21 protein-coding genes are annotated in these 19,504 nt (G+C 71.0%); 15 read left to right on the forward strand and 6 right to left on the reverse strand.

Annotated elements, in window-relative coordinates; translation table 11 throughout:
* Window positions 1-6: 6 nt before the first annotated feature.
* The 11 genes from AB0F62_RS04550 to AB0F62_RS04600 are packed head-to-tail and all read left to right on the forward strand — an operon-like array spanning window position 7 to window position 10,063.
* The gene (locus AB0F62_RS04550; protein ID WP_361792101.1) at window positions 7-783 is read left to right on the forward strand and encodes an aldolase/citrate lyase family protein; all 777 of its coding nucleotides are present in this window, start codon (window positions 7-9) and stop codon (window positions 781-783) included.
* Complete coding sequence (locus tag AB0F62_RS04555; RefSeq protein ID WP_361792103.1) at window positions 780-1,511, forward strand: 3-oxoacid CoA-transferase subunit A; 732 nt, start codon at window positions 780-782, stop codon at window positions 1,509-1,511. The genes AB0F62_RS04550 and AB0F62_RS04555 overlap by 4 nt, the downstream gene beginning before the upstream one ends.
* Entirely contained in the window at window positions 1,508-2,167 is a 660-nt protein-coding gene (locus AB0F62_RS04560; RefSeq protein WP_361792105.1) for a 3-oxoacid CoA-transferase subunit B, read from the forward strand. The genes AB0F62_RS04555 and AB0F62_RS04560 overlap by 4 nt, the downstream gene beginning before the upstream one ends.
* The gene (locus AB0F62_RS04565; RefSeq protein ID WP_361792107.1) at window positions 2,164-3,318 is read left to right on the forward strand and encodes a thiolase domain-containing protein; all 1,155 of its coding nucleotides are present in this window, start codon (window positions 2,164-2,166) and stop codon (window positions 3,316-3,318) included. The genes AB0F62_RS04560 and AB0F62_RS04565 overlap by 4 nt, the downstream gene beginning before the upstream one ends.
* Window positions 3,315-3,707 carry a Zn-ribbon domain-containing OB-fold protein gene (locus tag AB0F62_RS04570; RefSeq protein WP_361792109.1) on the forward strand — a complete coding sequence of 131 codons (393 nt, stop codon included), beginning with the start codon at window positions 3,315-3,317 and terminating at the stop codon, window positions 3,705-3,707. The genes AB0F62_RS04565 and AB0F62_RS04570 overlap by 4 nt, the downstream gene beginning before the upstream one ends.
* Complete coding sequence (locus AB0F62_RS04575; RefSeq protein ID WP_361792111.1) at window positions 3,704-4,642, forward strand: hypothetical protein; 939 nt, start codon at window positions 3,704-3,706, stop codon at window positions 4,640-4,642. Before AB0F62_RS04570 ends, AB0F62_RS04575 begins: the two co-directional genes overlap by 4 nt.
* 49 nt (window positions 4,643-4,691) lie before the next feature.
* A complete protein-coding gene (locus AB0F62_RS04580) occupies window positions 4,692-6,047 on the forward strand; it encodes an MFS transporter (RefSeq protein WP_361792113.1) in 1,356 nt (451 codons plus the stop codon).
* Between the two features lie 21 nt (window positions 6,048-6,068).
* Window positions 6,069-7,280, forward strand: coding sequence for an MFS transporter (locus tag AB0F62_RS04585; RefSeq protein ID WP_361792115.1), 1,212 nt, complete (start codon window positions 6,069-6,071; stop codon window positions 7,278-7,280).
* Window positions 7,246-8,244, forward strand: coding sequence for a cyclase family protein (locus AB0F62_RS04590; RefSeq protein ID WP_361792117.1), 999 nt, complete (start codon window positions 7,246-7,248; stop codon window positions 8,242-8,244). Before AB0F62_RS04585 ends, AB0F62_RS04590 begins: the two co-directional genes overlap by 35 nt.
* Before the next feature lie 32 nt (window positions 8,245-8,276).
* On the forward strand, window positions 8,277-9,221 hold the full coding sequence (locus AB0F62_RS04595) for a DUF6282 family protein (protein WP_361792119.1): 945 nt from the start codon (window positions 8,277-8,279) through the stop codon (window positions 9,219-9,221).
* Window positions 9,222-9,280: 59 nt separating this feature from the next.
* Window positions 9,281-10,063: a helix-turn-helix domain-containing protein gene (locus tag AB0F62_RS04600; protein ID WP_361792121.1), complete on the forward strand. Its 783-nt coding sequence runs from the start codon at window positions 9,281-9,283 to the stop codon at window positions 10,061-10,063.
* A gap of 62 nt (window positions 10,064-10,125) precedes the next feature.
* Here the strand turns inward: AB0F62_RS04600 and AB0F62_RS04605 are convergent, their stop codons facing one another.
* Window positions 10,126-11,304, reverse strand: a complete 1,179-nt coding sequence (locus AB0F62_RS04605; RefSeq protein ID WP_361792123.1) for an alpha/beta hydrolase — start codon at window positions 11,302-11,304, stop codon at window positions 10,126-10,128.
* Between the two features lie 278 nt (window positions 11,305-11,582).
* Here AB0F62_RS04605 and AB0F62_RS04610 point away from each other — a divergent pair, with 278 nt between their 5' ends.
* On the forward strand, window positions 11,583-12,059 hold the full coding sequence (locus AB0F62_RS04610; protein WP_361792125.1) for a MarR family winged helix-turn-helix transcriptional regulator: 477 nt from the start codon (window positions 11,583-11,585) through the stop codon (window positions 12,057-12,059).
* Between the two features lie 83 nt (window positions 12,060-12,142).
* Window positions 12,143-12,388, forward strand: coding sequence for a DUF2283 domain-containing protein (locus AB0F62_RS04615; protein WP_361792127.1), 246 nt, complete (start codon window positions 12,143-12,145; stop codon window positions 12,386-12,388).
* A gap of 170 nt (window positions 12,389-12,558) precedes the next feature.
* On the opposite strand, the gene AB0F62_RS04620 is transcribed toward AB0F62_RS04615, so the two are convergent.
* Window positions 12,559-12,996 (reverse strand): cytidine deaminase, encoded by a 438-nt coding sequence (locus AB0F62_RS04620; protein ID WP_361792129.1) that lies wholly within the window; start codon window positions 12,994-12,996, stop codon window positions 12,559-12,561.
* A gap of 166 nt (window positions 12,997-13,162) precedes the next feature.
* On the reverse strand, window positions 13,163-13,516 hold the full coding sequence (locus AB0F62_RS04625) for a DUF6188 family protein (protein ID WP_361792131.1): 354 nt from the start codon (window positions 13,514-13,516) through the stop codon (window positions 13,163-13,165).
* Window positions 13,517-13,865: 349 nt separating this feature from the next.
* Here AB0F62_RS04625 and AB0F62_RS04630 point away from each other — a divergent pair, with 349 nt between their 5' ends.
* Window positions 13,866-14,516 carry an isochorismatase family cysteine hydrolase gene (locus tag AB0F62_RS04630; RefSeq protein WP_361792133.1) on the forward strand — a complete coding sequence of 217 codons (651 nt, stop codon included), beginning with the start codon at window positions 13,866-13,868 and terminating at the stop codon, window positions 14,514-14,516.
* A gap of 7 nt (window positions 14,517-14,523) precedes the next feature.
* On the opposite strand, the gene AB0F62_RS04635 is transcribed toward AB0F62_RS04630, so the two are convergent.
* Window positions 14,524-15,519: a helix-turn-helix domain-containing protein gene (locus AB0F62_RS04635; RefSeq protein ID WP_361792135.1), complete on the reverse strand. Its 996-nt coding sequence runs from the start codon at window positions 15,517-15,519 to the stop codon at window positions 14,524-14,526.
* A gap of 109 nt (window positions 15,520-15,628) precedes the next feature.
* Between AB0F62_RS04635 and AB0F62_RS04640 the strand changes: the two genes are divergently transcribed.
* A complete protein-coding gene (locus tag AB0F62_RS04640) occupies window positions 15,629-16,663 on the forward strand; it encodes a saccharopine dehydrogenase NADP-binding domain-containing protein (RefSeq protein WP_361792137.1) in 1,035 nt (344 codons plus the stop codon).
* 43 nt (window positions 16,664-16,706) lie between these two features.
* Here AB0F62_RS04640 and AB0F62_RS04645 read toward each other — a convergent pair whose 3' ends face one another.
* On the reverse strand, window positions 16,707-17,627 hold the full coding sequence (locus tag AB0F62_RS04645) for a MurR/RpiR family transcriptional regulator (RefSeq protein WP_361792139.1): 921 nt from the start codon (window positions 17,625-17,627) through the stop codon (window positions 16,707-16,709).
* Window positions 17,628-17,689: 62 nt separating this feature from the next.
* Window positions 17,690-19,492, reverse strand: a complete 1,803-nt coding sequence (locus AB0F62_RS04650; RefSeq protein ID WP_361792141.1) for a serine hydrolase — start codon at window positions 19,490-19,492, stop codon at window positions 17,690-17,692.
* Window positions 19,493-19,504: the final 12 nt, after the last annotated feature.

Raw genomic sequence — 19,504 nt, forward strand, 5'->3', positions numbered from 1 at the left:
GTGATCATGTTCCAGCAGTTGTTGAAGTCGGCCGGCCCGCCCGTGGTCGGCACGTTCGTCAAGATTCCCTCCCTGGAGATCGCCGAGATCATCGGCGCGGCGGGCTTCGACTTCGTCGTGATCGACACAGAGCACGCTCTGCTCTCGGTCCGCGACGTGTACTCCCTGGTGGTGCTCTACTCGCGGATGAACGTCGCGCCGCTGGTCAGGATCACCGACCACGGCTACGGCGACGCCCAGCGCTACCTCGACGCGGGAGCGGCCGGGATCCTCGTCCCGCATGTCTCCAACGCCGCGCAGGCCGAGGCGACGATGAGGCAGTTCCTCTTCCCTCCCGCCGGTTCGCGGGGAATGGGACTGGCGGCGCGGGCCGGATTGTGGGGCGGCATCAGCGGCGGGCCGGCCGAGTACGTACGCGCCGGTCAGGAGGAGGTCGCACGGATCGCGATGATCGAGGAGCGGGAGGCGGTCGAGGACATCGAGGCGATCCTCGCCGTGTCCGGTGTGGACGCCGTGTTCATCGGACCCGGTGACCTCTCGCTCAGCCTGGGGGTGCCCACCGGCTCACCGGCCGTCCACGACGCCGTGTCCAGATCGATCGAGGCCGCCGTACACGCCGGCGTCCCGGTCGGCACGGTGGTGCAGGGCGAGGAGCAGATCCGCCTGCGGGCCGAGCAGGGCTGCCGGTTCCTCCTGGTCGGCAACGACACCGGGATGATCAACGGAGCGGCCCGGCGGACGCTGTCGCAGACCCGGGCGGCCCTGCCGGTGGCCGTCCGATGATCGGCAAGATACGGCCCAGCGCCGCGGCCTCCCTGTCCGCGGTCCGCAGTGGAGCGTCCGTCGTCATCGGCGGGTTCGGCCAGACCGGAGTGCCGGCTGACCTGATCGACGCGCTCTGCGACCGCGATGTACGCGATCTGCACGTCATCGCCAACAACGGCGGCCGGGGCCTGCCGGGCGAACGTGGAATCGGCAGGCTCCTCAAGGAGGACCGGGTACGCAGGTTCTCCTGCTCCTTCCCGATCAACCCCGAGTTCTTCCGGCGGTACTTCGCCGGCCGCGTCGAGATCGAACTCGTACCGCAGGGCACCCTGGCGGAACGGCTGCGTGCCGGCGGCTCGGGGCTCGGCGGGTTCTTCACCCCGACCGCGGCCGGGACCCTGCTCGCCGACGGCGGGTTCGTGGTCCGGTACGGCGAGGGCGGCGCGGCGCAGGAGGTCCTGGCGGAGAAGGAGAGCCGGGTCATCGACGGCCGCACCTACGTGTTCGAGTCGCCGTTGCGACCGGATGTCGCCCTGGTCAAGGCCCACCGGGCCGACCGCTACGGCAACCTGCGGTTCCGGCTCGGCGCCCGCAATTTCAACCCGCTGGCCGCGATGGCCGCCCGCCTGACGATCGTGCAGGCCGACCACGTCGAACGCGTCGGATCCCTGGCGCCCGATGACGTCCACCTGCCGGGTCCGTTCGTGGACCATGTCGTCGAAACCCTGGGGGAGCCGGTCCGATGACCACCACACAGCAGGGCCTTACCAGGACGGAACTCGCCCGCCGCGTGGCCGGCGACCTGGTGGACGGCTGGTGCGTGAACGTGGGCATCGGTGCCCCGCTGCTCCTGCCGGAACAGGCAACGCCCGGCAGGGAGATCATCTACCACTGCGAACACGGCCTGCTCGGCGTCGGCCCGGCCCCCGATGGCGAGCCGGACCCGGATGTCACCGACGCGGGAAAGAACCCCGTCACGCTCCTCGAGGGCGCCGCGTCGTTCGACTCCTCGCTGTCCTTCGCCATCGCCAGGAGCGGCCGGCTGGACCTGTGCGTACTCGGCGCGCTGCAGGTCGGCGAGAACGGCGACCTGGCGAACTGGCTGGTCCCCGGCGGCAATCCCGGGGTGGGCGGCGCGATGGACCTGGTCGCGGGCGCCCGCCGGGTCTGGGTGATGATGACCCACGTCGACAAGCACGGCGGACCCAAGCTGCGCGAACGATGCAGCTTCCCGCTCACCGGTCCCGGCGTGGTCGACCGCGTCTACACCGACCTGGCCGTCTTCGAGTTCGTGGACGGCGTCCTGACGCTGCGCGAGTGCGCCCCGGGCATCACCCCGGACGACATCGCCGCGGTCACCGAGGCGACCTACACCGTCGATCTGCGAGGAGTCTCCGCATGACCAGGCAGGTGTCCGCGCGCATAGCCGGGGCCTTCGAACATCCCTTGCGCAGGATCCCCGACCGCACCGTGCCGCAGGTGATCGCCGAGGTCGCCTACGGCGCGCTCGCCGACGCCGGGCTCGGCCTCGCGGACGTCGACGGCTTCTTCTGCTCGGAGGTCCCCGGGCTCGGCTCTATCGCGATGGCCGACCACCTGGGACTGACGGAACTTTCCCATGTGGACGTCACGGAGGCCGGCGGCGCCTCCTACCCCATGCACGTGGGACACGCCGCGGCCGCCGTGGCGGCCGGCAAGTGCCGGGTGGCCCTGGTCGCGATGGCCGGGCTCCCGTTGAACGGCGGGGGAACCACCGGCGGCGCCCGCGGTCCCGAGCATCCCTACGAGGCGGGCTACGGCATCACCGTGCCCGCCGGATACGCCCTGGCGGCCCGGCGGCACATGCACGAGTACGGCACCACCTCCGAACAGCTCGCGGAGATCAAGGTGGCGGCCGCCCACCACGCGCAGTACAACCCGCACGCGTTGCTGCGCAAGCCGGTCACCATCGAGGACGTCGTCGACTCGCCGATGATCTCGGACCCGTTGCACCGGCTGGACTGCTGCGTGACCACCGACGGCGGCGGCGCACTGGTCGTCGTCTCCGAGGAGATCGCCCGCACACTCCCCCGTCGCACGGTCAAGATCCTGGGACACGGAGAGACGGTGAAGCACAGCGCGAACGGCCGGATCGACCTCACCCACACCGGCGCCGCGGTGTCCGGACCCCGCGCGTTCGCCGAGGCGGGACTGACGCCTCGGGACGTCGACTACGTCTCGATCTACGACTCCTTCACCATCACCGTGCTGATGAGCCTGGAGGACCTCGGTTTCTGCGAGAAGGGCAAAGGCGGCGCCTTCGTCACCGACGGCACCCTGCGCGCGGACGGCCGGCTGCCGTTCAACACCGACGGCGGCGGCCTGTGCAACAACCATCCGGACTCCCGCGGCGGCATGATCCGCACCATCGAGGCCGTCCGCCAACTGCGCGGTGAGGCGGCGCCCGAGGTCCAGGTGCCGGACTGCCGGATCGCCCTGGTCCAGGGCCACGGCGGCAACCTCGGCCTCCGCTCCGCCGCCGCCACCCTGCTGCTCGGATCGGAGGACGCATGACCCCGCACGACCCGGTCCTGACCCGCCTGGAGGAAGGGCTGGCCGAGGGCCGGCTGGAACTTCCCCGCTGCACCGACTGCGGCACGCTCATCTGGTACCCGCGCGCCCGCTGCCCGCACTGCATGTCGGGCGACCTCGCCTGGGGGGCGCTCTCCGGCACCGGCACCGTCCACTCCTACACCGTCAACCACCGCGGTCAGGGCGACCACGCCGGAAAGAGCCCCTTCGCCATCGCCTACGTCGAACTGACCGAAGGCCCCCGTGTCCTCTCCCACCTGGACGCCGACCCGGACTCGCTGCGCGTCGGAGCGCCCGTGCGGCTCAGCCGGGGGCTGGACCAGGAAGGACGCCTGCACCTGCGTTTCGAGCACCTCGAGGAGAACCCGTGACCTACACCCAGGACGACCCGCGGTCCGCGCTGTCGGCGACCTCGGCGACCTCGGCGACGTCCGCGAAGACACCCCAGCGCTCCGGCGAGGCGATCGCCGCACCGGAATTCCTCGACTTCTCCGTCACCGCCCCCGACGCCGTCACCGAGGCGGGCAGCCGGCAGTGGATCGTGCGGGGCCAGAACTTCGTGCTGATCCACACCCAGCCGGAACCCGGCGACACGATCTTCTCCGCCGAGCTGGAATCCGAACAGGTCGTGCTGCTGATCGACGAGCACAGCTCCCTGCGCGGCTCCGGATCGGGCGAGGAGCACGCGGTCACCGGGCCGGCGCTGGTCGTCGTCCCGCCCGGTCCCAGCGAGATCGTCAGCACGGGCACCGGACCCATCGTCCAGCTGATCCAGTCCGACGAGGTCGAGTGGGCGAAGCGGGCGGTCAACGCGGAGCGGTACGCCGAGCCGCACCCGCGGGTCGCACCGCTGGAGCCGTGGCCGGAGCCGGTCGGCGGCTACCGCTGGCGCACCTACCTGATGGCCGACGTGCCGGAGGACCCCCGGCGCTTCGGCCGGATCTTCCGCACCCGCGCCTTCATGGTCGGGTTCTTCAAGCCGGGCGACGGTCCACGTGATCCGCGCAGGCTCTCGCCGCACACCCACGACGACTTCGAACAGTGCAGCCTCGTCGTCGCGGGCACCTACATCCACCACATCCAGACGCCGTGGGGCCCCGACGCCACGGCCTGGCGGCCGGAGGACCACGCCCGCGTCGGCAGCCCCTCGGTCGCCATCATCCCGCCGCCCACCGTGCACACCTCGCAGGCCATCGGCTCCGGCGTCAACCACCTGATCGACATCTTCGCCGGCCCGCGCCGCGACTTCTCCGCACAACCCGGGTGGGTGCTCAACGCCGACGAGTACCCCGCCCCGGCCAACTGACCCCCACCCACCAGACACCGTGCCTTCAGCGCCGAAGGGACCCCTCGCCATGTCCTCCACCACCGAAGTCCAGGCCAGACCGACCGACTCCGACCTACGGGCCCGCAGACGGCGCGCGATCACCAGCGCCTGGGCCGGCTTCGCCGTCGACTCCTACTCCATCTACGTGGCGTCGACGGCCCTGCTGCCCGCCATGGTCTACTTCCAGTCCAACCTCTCCCCCAGCCAGCTCTCAGTGTTCGTCGGCATGACCTTCGCCGCGACGCTGATCGGCCGGCCGATCGGCGCCCTGCTGTTCGGTCACTTCGCGGACCGGATCGGCCGGCGCAAGGTCGGTTCGGTCACCATCTACGGGTTCGGCACGATCTCCCTGCTCATCGCGCTGCTGCCGGGCGCCGAGGTGGTCGGCCCCACGCTGGCCACCACCCTGCTGATCGGGCTGCGCTTCATCGAGGGCATCTTCCTCGGCGGGGAGTACACCGCCGCCACCCCGATGGCTCTGGAGTACGCGCCCCCAGGGCGCCGGGGATTCACCGGGGCGCTGATCCAGTGCTCGGCCAGCGGCGGCCCGTTCTTCGTGGCCGTGCTCACCACGATCGTCCTGCTGTTCGCGCCGAACGCCGGGCTGCACTCGCCGTACGTCCAGTGGGGCTGGCGGATCCCGTTCCTCATCGGCGCCCTGCTCTCCTGGGGGGTCGCGTGGTTCCTGCGCCGCCGGGTCGAGGACTCGGACGTCTACAAGGAGACGGCACGGTCCAAGTCGCCGCTGCGCGACATGCTCAAGGGCTCGTCCGGCCGGGCGTTCCTGCAGTCCTACCTCATCATGACCGGCGTCTTCTTCGCGGTGAACATGCTCGGCAGCGTCATGCCGCAACTGCTGCTGTCCAACGAGGGCTACACCGCGTCCGACCTCGCGCACACCCAGCTGATCAACGCGTGGCCGGGCATGGCGACCTACCTCTTCTACGGCTGGCTGAGCGACCGGATCGGCCGCAAGCGGGCGCTCTACATCGCCGCGTCGACCACGGTCCTGCTGACACCGGTCACCCTCACCCTGATGGGCAGCGGAACCGTGCACAGCTGGCTCGGGCTGACCGCCCTGGCCTCGCTGACCAACGTGTTCATCGTCGGCTCGCTGGGCGTCCTGCCGGCCTACATCAACGAACGCTTCGCCACCGCTGTCCGGTCGTCGGGCTGGGGAGTCGCCTACAGCACCGCGGTCGTCATCCCCGCCTTCTTCTCCTACTACCAGCTGTGGCTGGCCCATCTCGTTCCCTTCCACTACACCGCGGGGATCCTCGCCGCGTTCGGCGGGCTGATCATCCTGGCGGCCGTCTCGGCAGGACCGGAGACCCGCGGGGTCGACCTGAACACGGTGGGCGAACGAGCCGGCGCCACGGCATGACACTCCCCACGAAGGCCAGGTATGCGCCCGGACAGGAAAGCCACGCCCGTCGCCGTAGCCGTGTTCGTCCTGCAGACCGCGGGGAGCGGCGTCGCGGTGTACGGCATCCCGATCTACATCGCGGCGTTCCTCCGCTCCGGCACGGTGAGCGCGGCCGGGCTGTCCCTGGCGAGTACCGGGTTCTTCGTGGTGGGCGCCCTGACCGGGCCGCTGTTCGCCCGGCTCGGCCGGCGCAGGCCCAACCTGGTGATGCTGGGCGCGGTAATGGGCGGGACGGCGGCCATCACGGCGATGGCCGTCCGTCCCACCACGATCGTCGTCATCGCCGCGTTCTCGACGCTGGGTGCCGTCTTCAGCGGCGGACTCGTCGTGGTGGGGACGATCGTGCTGGTGCGGGTCTTCGACGGCAGACCCACGGCCGGGATGGCACTGGCGACCTCCGGCTCCTCGGCGGGCGGCATCCTGGTCTCACCGGTACTGGCGCTGCTGCTGACCACCCAGGCGGCCGTCACCCGCTCCTTCCTGGCGATCGCGGCGGGATTCCTGGTGGTCGGCTGCGGCGCGCTGGCACTCGGCTCCTGGGCGACGGCACGGACTTCGCCGGCGCCTCCGCCCGCCGTCCCGGCGAGTCCGGTCCCGCTGCGCCGGCACTGGCCGTTGATCGCGGCCTTCAGCCTCGTCAGCGCCTCGCAACTGGGCTCGACCTCGTACATCGTGGCGACCGGGCTGTCCCGGGACTTCACCGGCGCGGGCCTGGCGGTCTCGGTCGCGACCGCCGCGGCGGTCGCCTCGCGGTGGATCGGCAGTGCCGGCATCCGGCGGCTGGGCCTGCGTCGCTGGACGACGGCCAGCTTCTGCGCGCAGGCCGTCGGGGTCGCCCTGGTCGGGGTGGCGCCGTACGGGTGGGTGCTGTTCCTGGGGGCCGTGCTGATCGGGCAGAGCCTGGGCATCACCATCCTGATCCGGTCTCAGGTGATCGTGGAGCTGTTCGGGATCGACGACTTCGCCGGGAAGTTCGCCCGGTTCCAGACGTGGACCAGCCTGGGCTCCGCGGCCGGGCCGCTGCTCCTCGGCCAGATCTACTCGACCACACGGGACTACGTCCTCGCGTACCTCGCCTTGTTCGTGCTCAACGCGGTGGCGGTGCCCTTCCTGCTGCCGTGGATGCGCACGCCCCGACCCCGACCCTGGAGAACCGATGAACTCCGGCACCCTGACCGTTCCTCGATATGAGGAGCTGCTGCGCCGCACCGACGCCCCGCCCGGCTCGTCGTGGCACGTGTTCGGCCCGGGCGACCAGCTCGGCACGCTGAACTTCCTCACCCCGCGCACGGCCCTCGACGGCGCCGCGCTGGTCAAGCGCGGCCGGGTGTTCAACCTGGACTATCCGCTGAACACGTTCGTGCCCAGCCTGGCCGGCACACGGCCGCCGACCGCACACCACATCTTCGCCAACAACCCCCACCACCGGGACGACTGGCTGGACTCGTTCTATCTGCAGTCCACCTCCCAAGTGGACGGGCTGCGGCACATCCGCCACCCCCGGCACGGCTTCTACGGGGGCGTCGAGGAGGCCGACATCGACGTGGGCACCCCCTCACTGGGCATCCAGCTCCTCGCCGAGAAGGGCATCGTGGGCCGGGGCGTCCTGCTCGACGCCGTGCGCTGGTTCGACAGCGTCGGCGAGCCGCTGGCGCCCAACGCGCCCCGCGGCATCACACCGTCCGACCTCGACGCCATGGCCCTGCACTTCGGCGTCGAGTTCCGCCCGGGCGACATCCTGCTGCTCCACACCGGATGGGCCGAGCACTGGCTCGGCTCCACGCCGGAGCAGCGTGCGGCCCGCACCGGGAGCCCGGGCCTGCACCAGTCGGAGGAGATGCTCGCGTGGCTGTGGGACCACCGGATCTCCCTCGCCGCCTCGGACAACGGCGGGCTGGAGTCGTTCCCGGTCGATCCGGGCTCCGGCTGGGTGGACCCGGACGAACCGCCGCCCCCGCGCGGCCCGTCCCACAACGGCATGATGCACCGCCCGCTGATCGCGCTGCTCGGCCTGATCATCGGCGAGCTGTGGAAGCTCGGCGAACTGGCCGAGGACTGCGCCGCGGACGGGGTCTACGAGTTCCTGCTGACCGCCAAGCCGCTCAACCTCCTGGGCGGGGTCGGATCACCGCCCAACGCCCTGGCCGTCAAGTAGCCCTGCCCCGAACACACGACAAGGAAGAACGCATGACGCAGACCGTGAACGAACTGTGGGACCCGACGCTGGACGCCGACCGGCTGCGGGCCGACCCCGAGGTGGACGAACTGCTCGTCGGCGCCGTCGACCTGCACACCCACCCCGGCCCCAGCCCGTTCCCCCGCCGGATGTCCATCATGGACGCCGCCACCGACGCCACCTCCCTCGGGTTCCGCGCCCTGGTGGCCAAGTCGCACCACCACAGCATGCAGACGGACGTCCTGGCGCTGGAACAGGCCGGCCTCCAGGACATCCCGGTCAAGGTCTACGGGGGCGTCGCGCTCAACCACACGGTCGGCGGGCTCAACCCGTACGCCGTCGAACTGGCCCTGCGCATGGGCGGCAAGGTCGTGTGGTTCCCGACCATCGCCTCGCGGGCGCACCTGGAGTTCCACGCGCACCACCACAGCGGATTCCCGGTCGCGGGCGTGCCGCTGCGGGAGAACGAGCCGATCAGCGTGCTCGACGAGTCGGGCAGACTCAACGCCGCCACCCGCGACATCCTCGACGTGATCGCGGCCGAGTCCGCCATCCTGAACTGCGGGCATCTGCCGGCCGCCGAGATCGACGTGCTGATCCCGGGCGCGCTCGAGGCGGGCGTGACGCGGATCGTGGTCAGTCACCCCGACTTCGTCCTCGGCGCCTCGCCCTCGAGCATCGGCGACTGGTGCCGCAAGGGCGCCTTCGTGGAGCACTGCCTGGCGATGCTGGTCGGCCGGGAACCGAAGCCCGAGCCGTTCGAGCGGATCGCCGCGTTCTACCGGGCGGCCGGACCCGGCCGGACGATCATCTCCTCCGACCTCGGACAGAAGGGCAACCCGCTGCCGGTCACGGCGTACCGCAGAATGGTCCGTGTGCTGCTGGACGAGGGCGTGGCACCCGCCGACATCAGGTCGATGACGGGAGGAAACGCCGCCCGGCTCCTGTCCATTTGAACCGCGCGCCGGTCCGTCGGTAGAGTCCGTTCGGCGTGCAAGCGACGTGAGGAGTGGGCTTGACCAGCGGCGGCGGCACCGGGGACATCCAGGCGGTGCACCGCGTCGCGGAGATCCTGCGGTTGTTCACCCTCAACAAGCCGAAGGTCACCGTGGCCGAGGCCGCCGCCCGGATCGGCCTCAACCGGACCACCGTGCACCGCTACTTCACCTCGATGGTGCTCGACGAGATCCTGGAACGCGCCCCGGACGACGCGACGGCGTACATGCCCGGGCGGCTGCTGCTGCAGCTCGGTGCCGTCGCCCAGGGCCAGCGGCGGGTGCTGGACATCGCCCCGCGTCACATGGACGCGCTGTCGGTGGAGACCGGCCGGTCCGTGGTGCTGTCCCTGTGGGGCGCGTCCGGTCCGGTGGTCTCGCTCGTCTCGGAGGCGGGCACCCATCCGATCCTGATCACCGTCCGGATCGGCTCGACGCTGGGGCCCGACTCGGCGCAGACCCGGCTGTTCGTCGCGCTGTCCGGGGACGAGGAGCGGGCGAAGAGGTACCTGGCCCGGATTCCGGACGAGGCGCGGGAGAAGCTCGAGAGCCAACTGGAGCCGTGCCGATCCCGTGGCCTCAGCCGGATCCGGGTGCCCTCGATCGACGGCGTGGTGCTGGCCGCGGCCGTCTTCGACGAACACGATGTCGCGGCCACCGTGGCATTGGTGGGCACCACGTCCTCGCTGCCGGAGCACGCGACGGAGATGGAGTCGGCGCTGCTGCGGACCGCCGCCGCCATCACGGAGGAACTGGGCGGCACCGACACCCGCGCCGGCGCCCTCACCGACCCCGCCGTCTGAGCCGGCCTCGCCCGCTGCCCGCGCGTGCTCCGTCAGATCCGGAGCACCGCATGGCGTCCGCCTCAGCTCCCGGATGTCGCCTGCCGCAGCCGCTCGTCCAGCCAGGCACGCGCCACGCCCCAGGCGTGCCCCTTCGGGTCGATCACGTCGAAGTGGTCCGCTCGGGGTGACATGACGAGCGTGACGTCCGCGCCCTTGGCCTCGGCGGCTCGGGCGTAGGCCTCCCCGTAGGCCGGCGGGATCACGTCGTCGGCCAGGCCATGGACGACCAGTACCGGGACGCCGCCGTCCGCGAGTTCGACGGGGGAGGCCAGGGCGTACCGGTCCCCGTACTCCTCGACGCTCCCGCCGAGCAGCAGTCGGGTGATGCCGTTCCCGGCCCGGGCGGCCACCGCCGGCCACAGGTCGGGGCGCGACGGCAGCGGCGCGTGGGGCGTCACGTCGGCGCCGGGGTCCGACAGGTCGCTGCCGAGCGCCGCCTTGTCGGCGTGGACCAGATCCAGCACGCCGGCCAGTGACACCACACCGACGGGCTTGATCGTGGGGTGCGCTCCCGGAGCATCGTCCGGCTGCGCGGACCGGTGCGCGATCCAGGTCGCCAGGTGCCCGCCCGCCGAGTGCCCGACGACCAGTACGCGGCCGGGGTCGACCGCCGGGTCGAGGGACGCGACGGCGTCCACGGCGGCCGACACGTCGTCGAACGTCCCCGGCCACCCGCCTCCGGGTTCACCGAGCCTGCGGTACTCCACGTTCCAGACGGCATAGCCGCGTGACACAAGGTCCTCGGCGAGCGGTACGGACTGCCGACGGTCGAACAGGGCCGTCCACCATCCGCCGTGCATCAGGACCACGACGGGGAACGGTCCGTCGCCCTCGGGGAGATACAGCTCTCCGACCTGGGACGGCTCGGGTCCGTAGGCGATGGTCCGCACGGCTCGGTGGCCGTCGGCCGCGTCGTCGTACCGCACACCGCTCTCGGCGCCGACGAGCCGGTCGATCGTGGCGAAGAACGCGGCGATCTCCGGGAGGTTGCCCCCCTTCTCGCGTGACGCGTCGTAGGCCGCCGCATCCGCCCATTCGACGACGTCCAGCCAGGTGTCCTCGGCGACGCGCACCAGACGTGCGTCGATGAACCCCCTGCGGTCCTTGCGGAACCCGGACAGCATGCCGGACCGCGCCGAGAGCATGTCCGAACTCCTCTCCGGCGCGACGACAAACGTGGTCAGCTCGATCACAGACATCCTCAGCTCCTGACGGGTGACACACGGAACACATTTAATAAGCAGACTTGATAGTCACTAATCTTGACTATAACCCTAGGCGGCCGCGCCGACGGCGGCAAGCTCGAACACCCACCCCACCCGGCCGCGCCCCGCGGATACGCGATCCACGCCCATACGGCCGGATACGGCGCCCGGCCGACCTGCGCCGACCCGCGCCGTCCGCCCACTACGATCGAGCACGGTGACGAACACGAGGCACAGAGGGGTGGCCGGCCGTGCGGCGCAGTGAACGGAAAGTGACGGATCCCGATATCGGGATCATGTCCGCACGCCTGCTCTTCTCGGTCCAGAAGGAACTCTTCGAGAAGCTCGCCGAGCAGGGCCATCCCGCGCTCCGCCCCCAGCACGGCGCCGTGCTGGGATACATCGACGAAGAGGGCAGCCGGGCGACCGAGTTGTCCCGGCTGTCGGGAACGCACAAACAGGTCATCGGCAATCTGATCGACGAACTCGAAGCCCTCGACTACGTGGAGCGCCACCCGGATCCGAGCGACCGGCGCGCGAAACTCATCGTGCCCACCGCGATGGGGCGCGACCAGATGCGCAAGTCCGACGCCATCATGGCCGCCATCGAGCAGCGTCACGCCGAGGAGATCGGCACGCAGGAGTACGCACGCTTCAAGGCCGCCTTCCAGCGGATCACCGCCCTCCAGGCAGACCACTTCGACGACTCCACGACGCCTCGCAGGCGGCCCGCCACGGCCGGAGACTGACGCCGGCGTCGTCGCCGCTTCGCCCACCACCGCCGTTCGGCGTCAGGGGTGGCACATCAACGACGCCAAGGAAGTCACATCACATGGCAGACATGAGAGTCACCTACGACAAAACCGTGAACGCGGCGTACCTGTACTTCACCGATCCACAGGTCAGCGTGACATCAGCTCGTATGTACCCCTGCGATCCGGTGGACGTCGACGGCATGATCAACCTCGACTTCGACGAACACGGCCGCCTCATCGGCATCGAGGTACTGGCGGCCAGTTCAAAACTGCCCGAGTACGTGCTGCGGTCGGCGGAGCGCCTGGACACCGAGGCGGAGTGAGCATGCGGAGCACGGCACCGCCACGCCACCGATCCGACGACGGCAGCCGGCACCGGCACCGCGCGAATTTCCACTCCCCAGAGGCGAGTTGCAGCCGCACGCCTTGGGGCTGGATGAACGTGGGATCCGCGGGACGGACGAGACCTGGGTACCGGTGACCGACCGGACCGTCAATTCGCGCCGAGTCGCGTGCTCTCCCCGGCGTCGATCTGGTGATCCGCCCAGATATAGCTTTCGGGAAGCAGGTCGGTGACGCGCACCGTTCGGAGGCCGTCGTTCGTGCCGACGATGACGTCGAGTTCGGGGAAGTAGTCGAGGAGGACCTGGCGGCAGCGGCCGCAAGGAGGCACGACGCCCCGGTCACGGTCACCCACGGCGACCACGGTGTCCAGGTCGTAGACGCCCTGGGCGGCAGCGGTGCCGATGAGGACCAGCTCGGCGCAGGGACCTCCGGTGAAGTGGTAGGCGTTCACCGCGGTGACGATCCGGCCGTCTCGGGCGCGGGCCGCAGCCGCCATGGTGTGGTTGTCACCCCTGCAACGGGTGGCGGCGACGTGTGCCGCTGCGCGGATCAGCTCGTGGTCGACACCGCCGCTGTGCGTGGTCATCTTCTCTCCCCCATACCGGTGTCAGGCGTCTGCCGCCGCGTTCAGCCTGCCATAAGCCCGGTCGAGCGGAACGAGCGCCGGCCGCCGGGGCTCGGGCCGGACGCAGCCCGGGCCGATGGCGTGTCGCCCGTGCGACGGCCCGGCGCACTCGGGCTCGCCGTGGCGATCAGCCGCGCGCACGCGGCACGGGCGACAGGCCGAACCGCGCGTCCGAGGCGATCCACAGCAGCGAACCGGCGTCGAAGGCGATGACGAACGAACCGTCGGCGGCCCGTTCGACAGCGGTGACCACCTGGCCGAACAGATCGAGCACCGGGGCCAGCTCCGAACCCGTGCCGGGGAGCATGTCGAGGTACTGGCCATCCGCGACCCGAAGGCGGAACTCCGTTTCCAGAACCAGATCCGTGGCGGCGCCTTCCGTCCCTCCCGTGCCTGGAGCGGCGAGGCGGATCCGCACCCGGTCGTCGTATGAGGTGTCCCGCACCCGGCTGCCGACCAGTTCCCTGATGACCTTCACCACGCCATTTCCCCATCCGTTCGACGGACGGGCGGGTGTTCCCGGGGAGCGGCCCGCCCATGACAACGTTGTCTTACCCTGAATACTGGATGATATCGATCATCCATCCATTTCCTCAACCCTCGCCAGACGCATCGTCCGACATGTGAGACCGGGTGACTTCGGCGCCGGACCTCCGCCATGTAGCCCCGTTCGCACGTCGGGAAATGAGGCGTTTTAATCGCATTAACGCTATTCACCTCGTCATGAATCGAAGAACCGCTCCATCAGCGGTGCGATCCGGCTCGCGGTAGCCGCATGCCGGTCATGGTGCCGATGCCGGCGTCCACGACGAGACAGGAACGAGGAGACCATGAGCGACCACGCGAGCGCCTACCCCCCGCACGAGACAGCCCTGCTGATCATCGACCCGTACAACGACTTCCTGTCCGAGGGCGGCAAGCTCTGGCCGGCCGCCAAGGAGGTGGCGGAGGGCATCGACCTGCTCGACCACATGCGCGCGATGCTCGCCGCGGCACGCGAGCTCGGCTTCCATGTCTTCATCGTGCCCCACCACCAGACGACGCCCGACGACTACCGCACGTGGGACCACCTGTCCCCCACCCAGCAGCGCGTCCTCAAGGGGCAGACCTTCGCCGCCGGCAGCTGGGGAGCCGAGTGGCACCCCGACTTCGTGCCGCGCGAGGGAGAGCTGGTCATGCGCCAGCACTGGGCTTCCAGCGGCTTCGCCAACACCGACCTGGACATGCTGCTCAAGCAACACCGCGTCCAGAGGGTCATCTTCATCGGCATGAAGGCCAACACCTGCGTCGACACCACCGCGCGCTTCGGCCAGGAACTCGGCTACCACGTGACGCTCATCCGCGACGCCATCGGCGCTTTCGACTGGGACGAGATGAAGGCGACGTTCGACATCAACGGGCCCGCCTACGCGCACGCCATCCTCACCACCGACGAATTCCTGAGCATCGTGGGCAAGCAGCCCCAGCCGATGGCCATGTGACGTCGCGTCACGGACGCTCCGCCGCCGGCCCTGCTCCTGGCGGGCCGCCGTCCGGGCCGGGGCGGACTCGGGAGCGGAAAGTGCGGCGGTAGGCGTCCGGGGGCACACCGACCGTGCGATGGAAGTGCCGGCGCAGCGTGGTGGCCGTCCCCATGCCGGTGGCCGCCGCGATGGCGTCGACGCTGTCGTCGGTCGTCTCCAGCAACGCCTGTGCGTGGCGTATCCGCTGGGTCACCAGCCACTGCAGCGGAGTGGTACCGGTCACCGACCGGAAGTGGCGGCCCAGGTTGCGTGAGCTCATCCGCGCCTGGCGGGCCAGGTCCTCCACGGTCATGGGCTGGTCCAGGCGTTCGATCACCCAGGGGAACAGTTCGGCGAGCGGATGGCTTTCCGGGGCGGGCGCCGGGGTGGTGACGAACTGGGCCTGGCCGCCGTCCCGGTGCGGCGGTACGACCAGGCGGCGGGCCGCGGCGTTGGTGACCGACGAGCCGTGGTCCAGCCGGACGATGTGCAGGCACAGGTCCATGGCGGCGGCCTTGCCGGCGGAGGTGAGGACGCTGCCGTTGTCGACGTAGAGGACGTCCGGGTCCACCGTCACCTGGGGGTAGCGGGCGGCCAGGACGTGGGTGTGCGCCCAGTGCGTGGTCGCGCGCCTTCCGTCGAGCAGCCCCGCGGCCGCCAGTACGAACGCGCCCGTGCACAGGGAGGCCACCCGCGCGCCCGCCTCGTGGGCCGCGCGTACGGCGTCGACGAGTTCGGCGGGCGGCTCCTGGTCGATGTCGGCCCAGCCCGGGACGATCACGGTGTCGGCGTCCGGCAGCCGGTCGAGGCCGTGGTCGGGCTCCAGCCGGAATCGGCCGGCCCGCACGGCGCCCGGACCGCAGACGACGAGGTCGTACCAAGGCCCCGGCACGTCGTCCGGGGCGGAGCCGAAGACCTCGTAGGCGACGGAGAGTTCGAAGTGCAGCATCCCGTCGGTGACGGCCAGCGCGACAGTGCCCATGTCCGGAATTGTATGGGTCATGGCGTTCCCGACACTCACGGTCGAGTGCGAGCCCTCGGCAGGATGTTCCCTGCTGATCACAACAGATGACGCGAGTACGGGAGAAGCCATGGAAACGGGGCTCAAGGTTGCCGTGTTCGGCGCGTACGGACACACCGGCCGCTTTGTGGTGGCAGAACTGCGGGATCGCGGGTTCGTCCCGGTCCTCTCGGGACGCGACCCCGACAAGCTGAAGGCGCTGTCGGTGTCCGGCCCCGGCCTGGACGACACCCGGCCGGCGTCGGTCGACGACCCGGAATCGCTGGATCGCGCACTGGCCGGTGCGGCTGCCGTGATCAACTGCGCCGGGCCCTTCGCCACGACGGCGGCCCCCGTGATCGAGGCGGCGCTGCGCGCCGGTATCCCGTACCTGGATGTGGCCGCCGAGATCGAGGCCAACGCCGACACGTTCGCGCGCTACGCGGACCGCGCCGAGGCGGCGGGCGCGGTGGTCGTCCCCGCGATGGCCTTCTACGGCGGCCTCGGCGATCTGCTGGCCACCGCCGCGATGGGCGACTGGACGACGGCGGACGAGGCGCACATCGCCTACGGACTGAGCGGTTGGCACCCGACCGCCGGGACGCGTGCCGCGGGCGCGGTCTCCCGGCAGCGGCGGGACGGCCGGCGCGTCCGCTACGCGAACGGGCGGCTGGAGTACCGCCAGGACGAAGCGCCCACCCTCACCTGGCCCTTCCCCGATCCGGTGGGCCCCAGGGCCGTCATCGGGGAGTTCTCGATGGCCGACGTCGTCACCGTTCCCAGCCACCTGTCCGTCCCCGAGGTGCGCACCTATATGACCGTCGAGGCGGCCAGGGACCTGTCGTCCCCGGACACACCGCCGCCGGCCCCGGCCGACGAACACGGGCGGTCCGAGCAGACCTTCCTCGTCGACGTCGTCGTACGCTCGGGCGGCGTCGAACGCCGCGCGGTGGCGAGGGGCCGGGACATCTACGCCGTCACCGCGCCGCTCGTCGTCGAAGCGGTCGACCGCATCCTCACGGGGCGGACGAGGAGGGACGGTGTGGCCTCGGCCGGCGCGATCTTCGACGCGCCCGACTTCCTCCGCGCGCTGTCCTCGCACCTGTCCCTGGAACTCCACTCGTAGCGCGCGAACCGTCACGCCTCACTGCGAGCGGGTCCGTGACGGTTCAGCTCGGCCGCCTGCCTCCGGCCGGTCGAGGGCCGAGACGCTGCCCGCTCACGGCCTCGTACGTCGCCGCCAGGGCCTTCCCGGACTGTTCCGGGTGGCGTTGGGCGACACCGATGAACAGGCAGTCGATGACGGTCAGCTGCGCGATGCGGCTGGCCATCGCGCCGGACCGGAACGTGGTCTCGCGCGCCGCGGTGGTCAGCACGAGATCGGAGACCTCGGTGATGGGCGAGCGGGGAAAGTTGGTCAGGGACACCGTGGTCGCCCCGTGCCGCCGGGCCACACGCAGTGCCTCGACGGTGTCGGCGGTGGCGCCGGTGTGGGAGAGCCCGAAGGCCACGTCCCCGGCGCGCAGCACGGCCGCCGACGTCAGCATGATCTGCGTGTCGCTCCAGGCGAAGCCGACCCGTCCGATCCGGTGCAGCTTCTGCTGGAAGTCGGCCGCCACGAAGGCGCTCGCGCCGACCCCGTACACGTCGATGCGTCCCGCGCCCGCCATCGCGTCGACCACGTCGCCGAGCACCGCCACGTCCAGTTGCGCGCCGGTCTCCTCCACCGCCCGGGCGTCGGCGAAGGCGACCTTGCCGACGATGCCGGCCAGGTCGTCGGCGGAGGTGATGTCGTCGCCCAGGTGGCCCTCGGCGCGCGTCCCGGCGCGCGCCGCCTCGGCGGCCATCGCGATCCGCAGTGCGGGATAGCCGTCCAGACCGATCGACTTGCAGAACCGGATCACCGTGGTCTCGCTGGTGCCCGCCGCCGCGGCCGCCTCGGAGATGCTCCGGCGGGCCGTCTGGGCGGGACTGTCCAGCACCGCCCGGGCGACCCGCTGCTCCGCCCGGGCGAGTCCGGGCAGGAGCGAGCGGATGCGCACCAGGAGGGCGCTGTCCTGCAGGTCGTCGGCCGTGTTCCGGTTCACCACGCGGGAAACCTACTGAGGGCCTTGCCGCAGGTCAACGTGGAGCCGCCGCCCCGGCGCGGACGTCAGTGCGCTCCGCCCGCCGGAAGTTCCCGCCAACCGGCCGGGGTCAGCGGGGCGCCCGGCTTGTCGCCGTCGAGCAGGACATGCGTGCCGTCGGTGACCCGCAGCCCGCTGAGGTTCACACCGCGCCCCTCGTAGACCGAGTCGGTGGTGTAGCGCCAGCGCAGTTGGAGACCGGACGCCGTGTTCGGGACTTCGGCGTGCACCCGCCACCAGGCGCGTACGGCCTGTCCGGACAACGAGGTGACGCCGTCGGCGGGCGCACCGGTACCGGTGACGTGGAGCGTCAGGGGCTGCCAGGTGGCACCGCCGTCGGAGCTGGCCTCGACACGGAGGCGGTCCGTCGCTTCGGTGTTGACGAAGGATCTGAAGTCGATGCCGACCGTCCCGGAGGCGTTCAGGGGACCGGTGGTCAGGGTGCTGGTGGTACCACCGCCCTGTCCCGAGAACCAGGAGCGGCCGCCGCCCGGCGCCTTGACCGGCATCGCCTGGGCGAGGGCACCGGCGATACCGCGCCGTGCGGGGTTGGTGGAGGGGGTGGCGCGCGTGGCGTGGACCCGGTTGGTCAGCAGGACGGCGAACGACCGCGACGCGGGGTCGATGACCAGGGAGGTGCCGGTGAAGCCGGTGTGGCCCAGCGTGCGCGGGCCGGACAGACCGCCCATGTACCAGATCTGGTCCAGCTCGAAGCCGAGGCCGTGGGAGTCGCCGGGGAAGGCCTGGTTGAAGTTCTCCTCCAGCAGCGAGACACCGTGCCGGCTGAGGATCCGGTGACCCCGGTAGGTCCCGCCGTTGAGGATGGCCTGGGCCAGTACGGCGAGGTCGTCGACGGTGGAGAAGACGCCCGCGTGCCCGGCGACGCCACCCATGGCCCAGGCGTTCTCGTCGTGCACCTCACCGTGCACCAGGCCCCGTGCGGGGGTGGCCTCGTACTCGGTCGCGGCGATCCGCGACAGCTTCGCGGCAGGTGGGTTGTATCCGGTGTCCGTCATGTGCAGCGGCCTCGTGACGTCCTCGCGGACGAGGGTGTCGAGGCTCCGGCCGGTCACCTTCTCCAGGACCAACTGGAGGGTGAGCATGTTGAGGTCGGAGTAGGTGTAGGTGGTCCCGGCCGGGTTGACCGGCGTGGTGTCCAGGATGGCCTTCACCCGTGACGGGATGTCGGGATAGCCCTGCCACAGCGCCGGCTCGGGGTCGGGTGCGAGCCCGGAGGTGTGGGTGAGCAACTGCCTGATGGTGATGGCGCCCTTGCCGTTCACCGCGAATTCGGGCAGGTAGTCGGCGACCGGGCTGTCGAGCCGGATCCTTCCGGATTCCAGCTGCTGTACGGCCACCAGGGAGGTGAACAGCTTCGACAGCGAGGCCAGATCGTAGATGGTGTCGGTGCGCGCGGGTGTCCACTGGTCCCTGGGCAGCTCGGCCTGGGGGGCCGAGTACCGCGTCGCGTAGCCGGTGGCGCCGCGCTCGACGATCTTGCCTTCGTGGACCATCAGGCTGGTGGCGCCGGGGAAGAGGTAGCCGGCGCCGCTCGCCGGGTCCGCCCATGCGGCGACCTGCTGCTCGAAGGCGGCGATCGGGTCCGGGGCGAGCCCGGCGGCCCGGGGGGAGGCCGACCGCAGCACGGTGCCCGCGGGTGCGAACCCGGTGTACGGCTGGTCGAAGCGGCGGCCGCCGCCGTCGGTCCCGGCCGCGGCCGACGCGGTGCCCGTGGCTGCCGTGGCCGTGGCCGCCGTGGCTCCGGCCGGCAGGGCGAGGGCGGCCACCATGGCCGACGCCGCGGTGAGTGCGAGTACAGGAATCCGCATGTGTACCTCGTT

It is taken from the genome of Streptomyces sp. NPDC026673, from assembly GCF_040638135.1.
Lineage (GTDB): Bacteria > Actinomycetota > Actinomycetes > Streptomycetales > Streptomycetaceae > Actinacidiphila.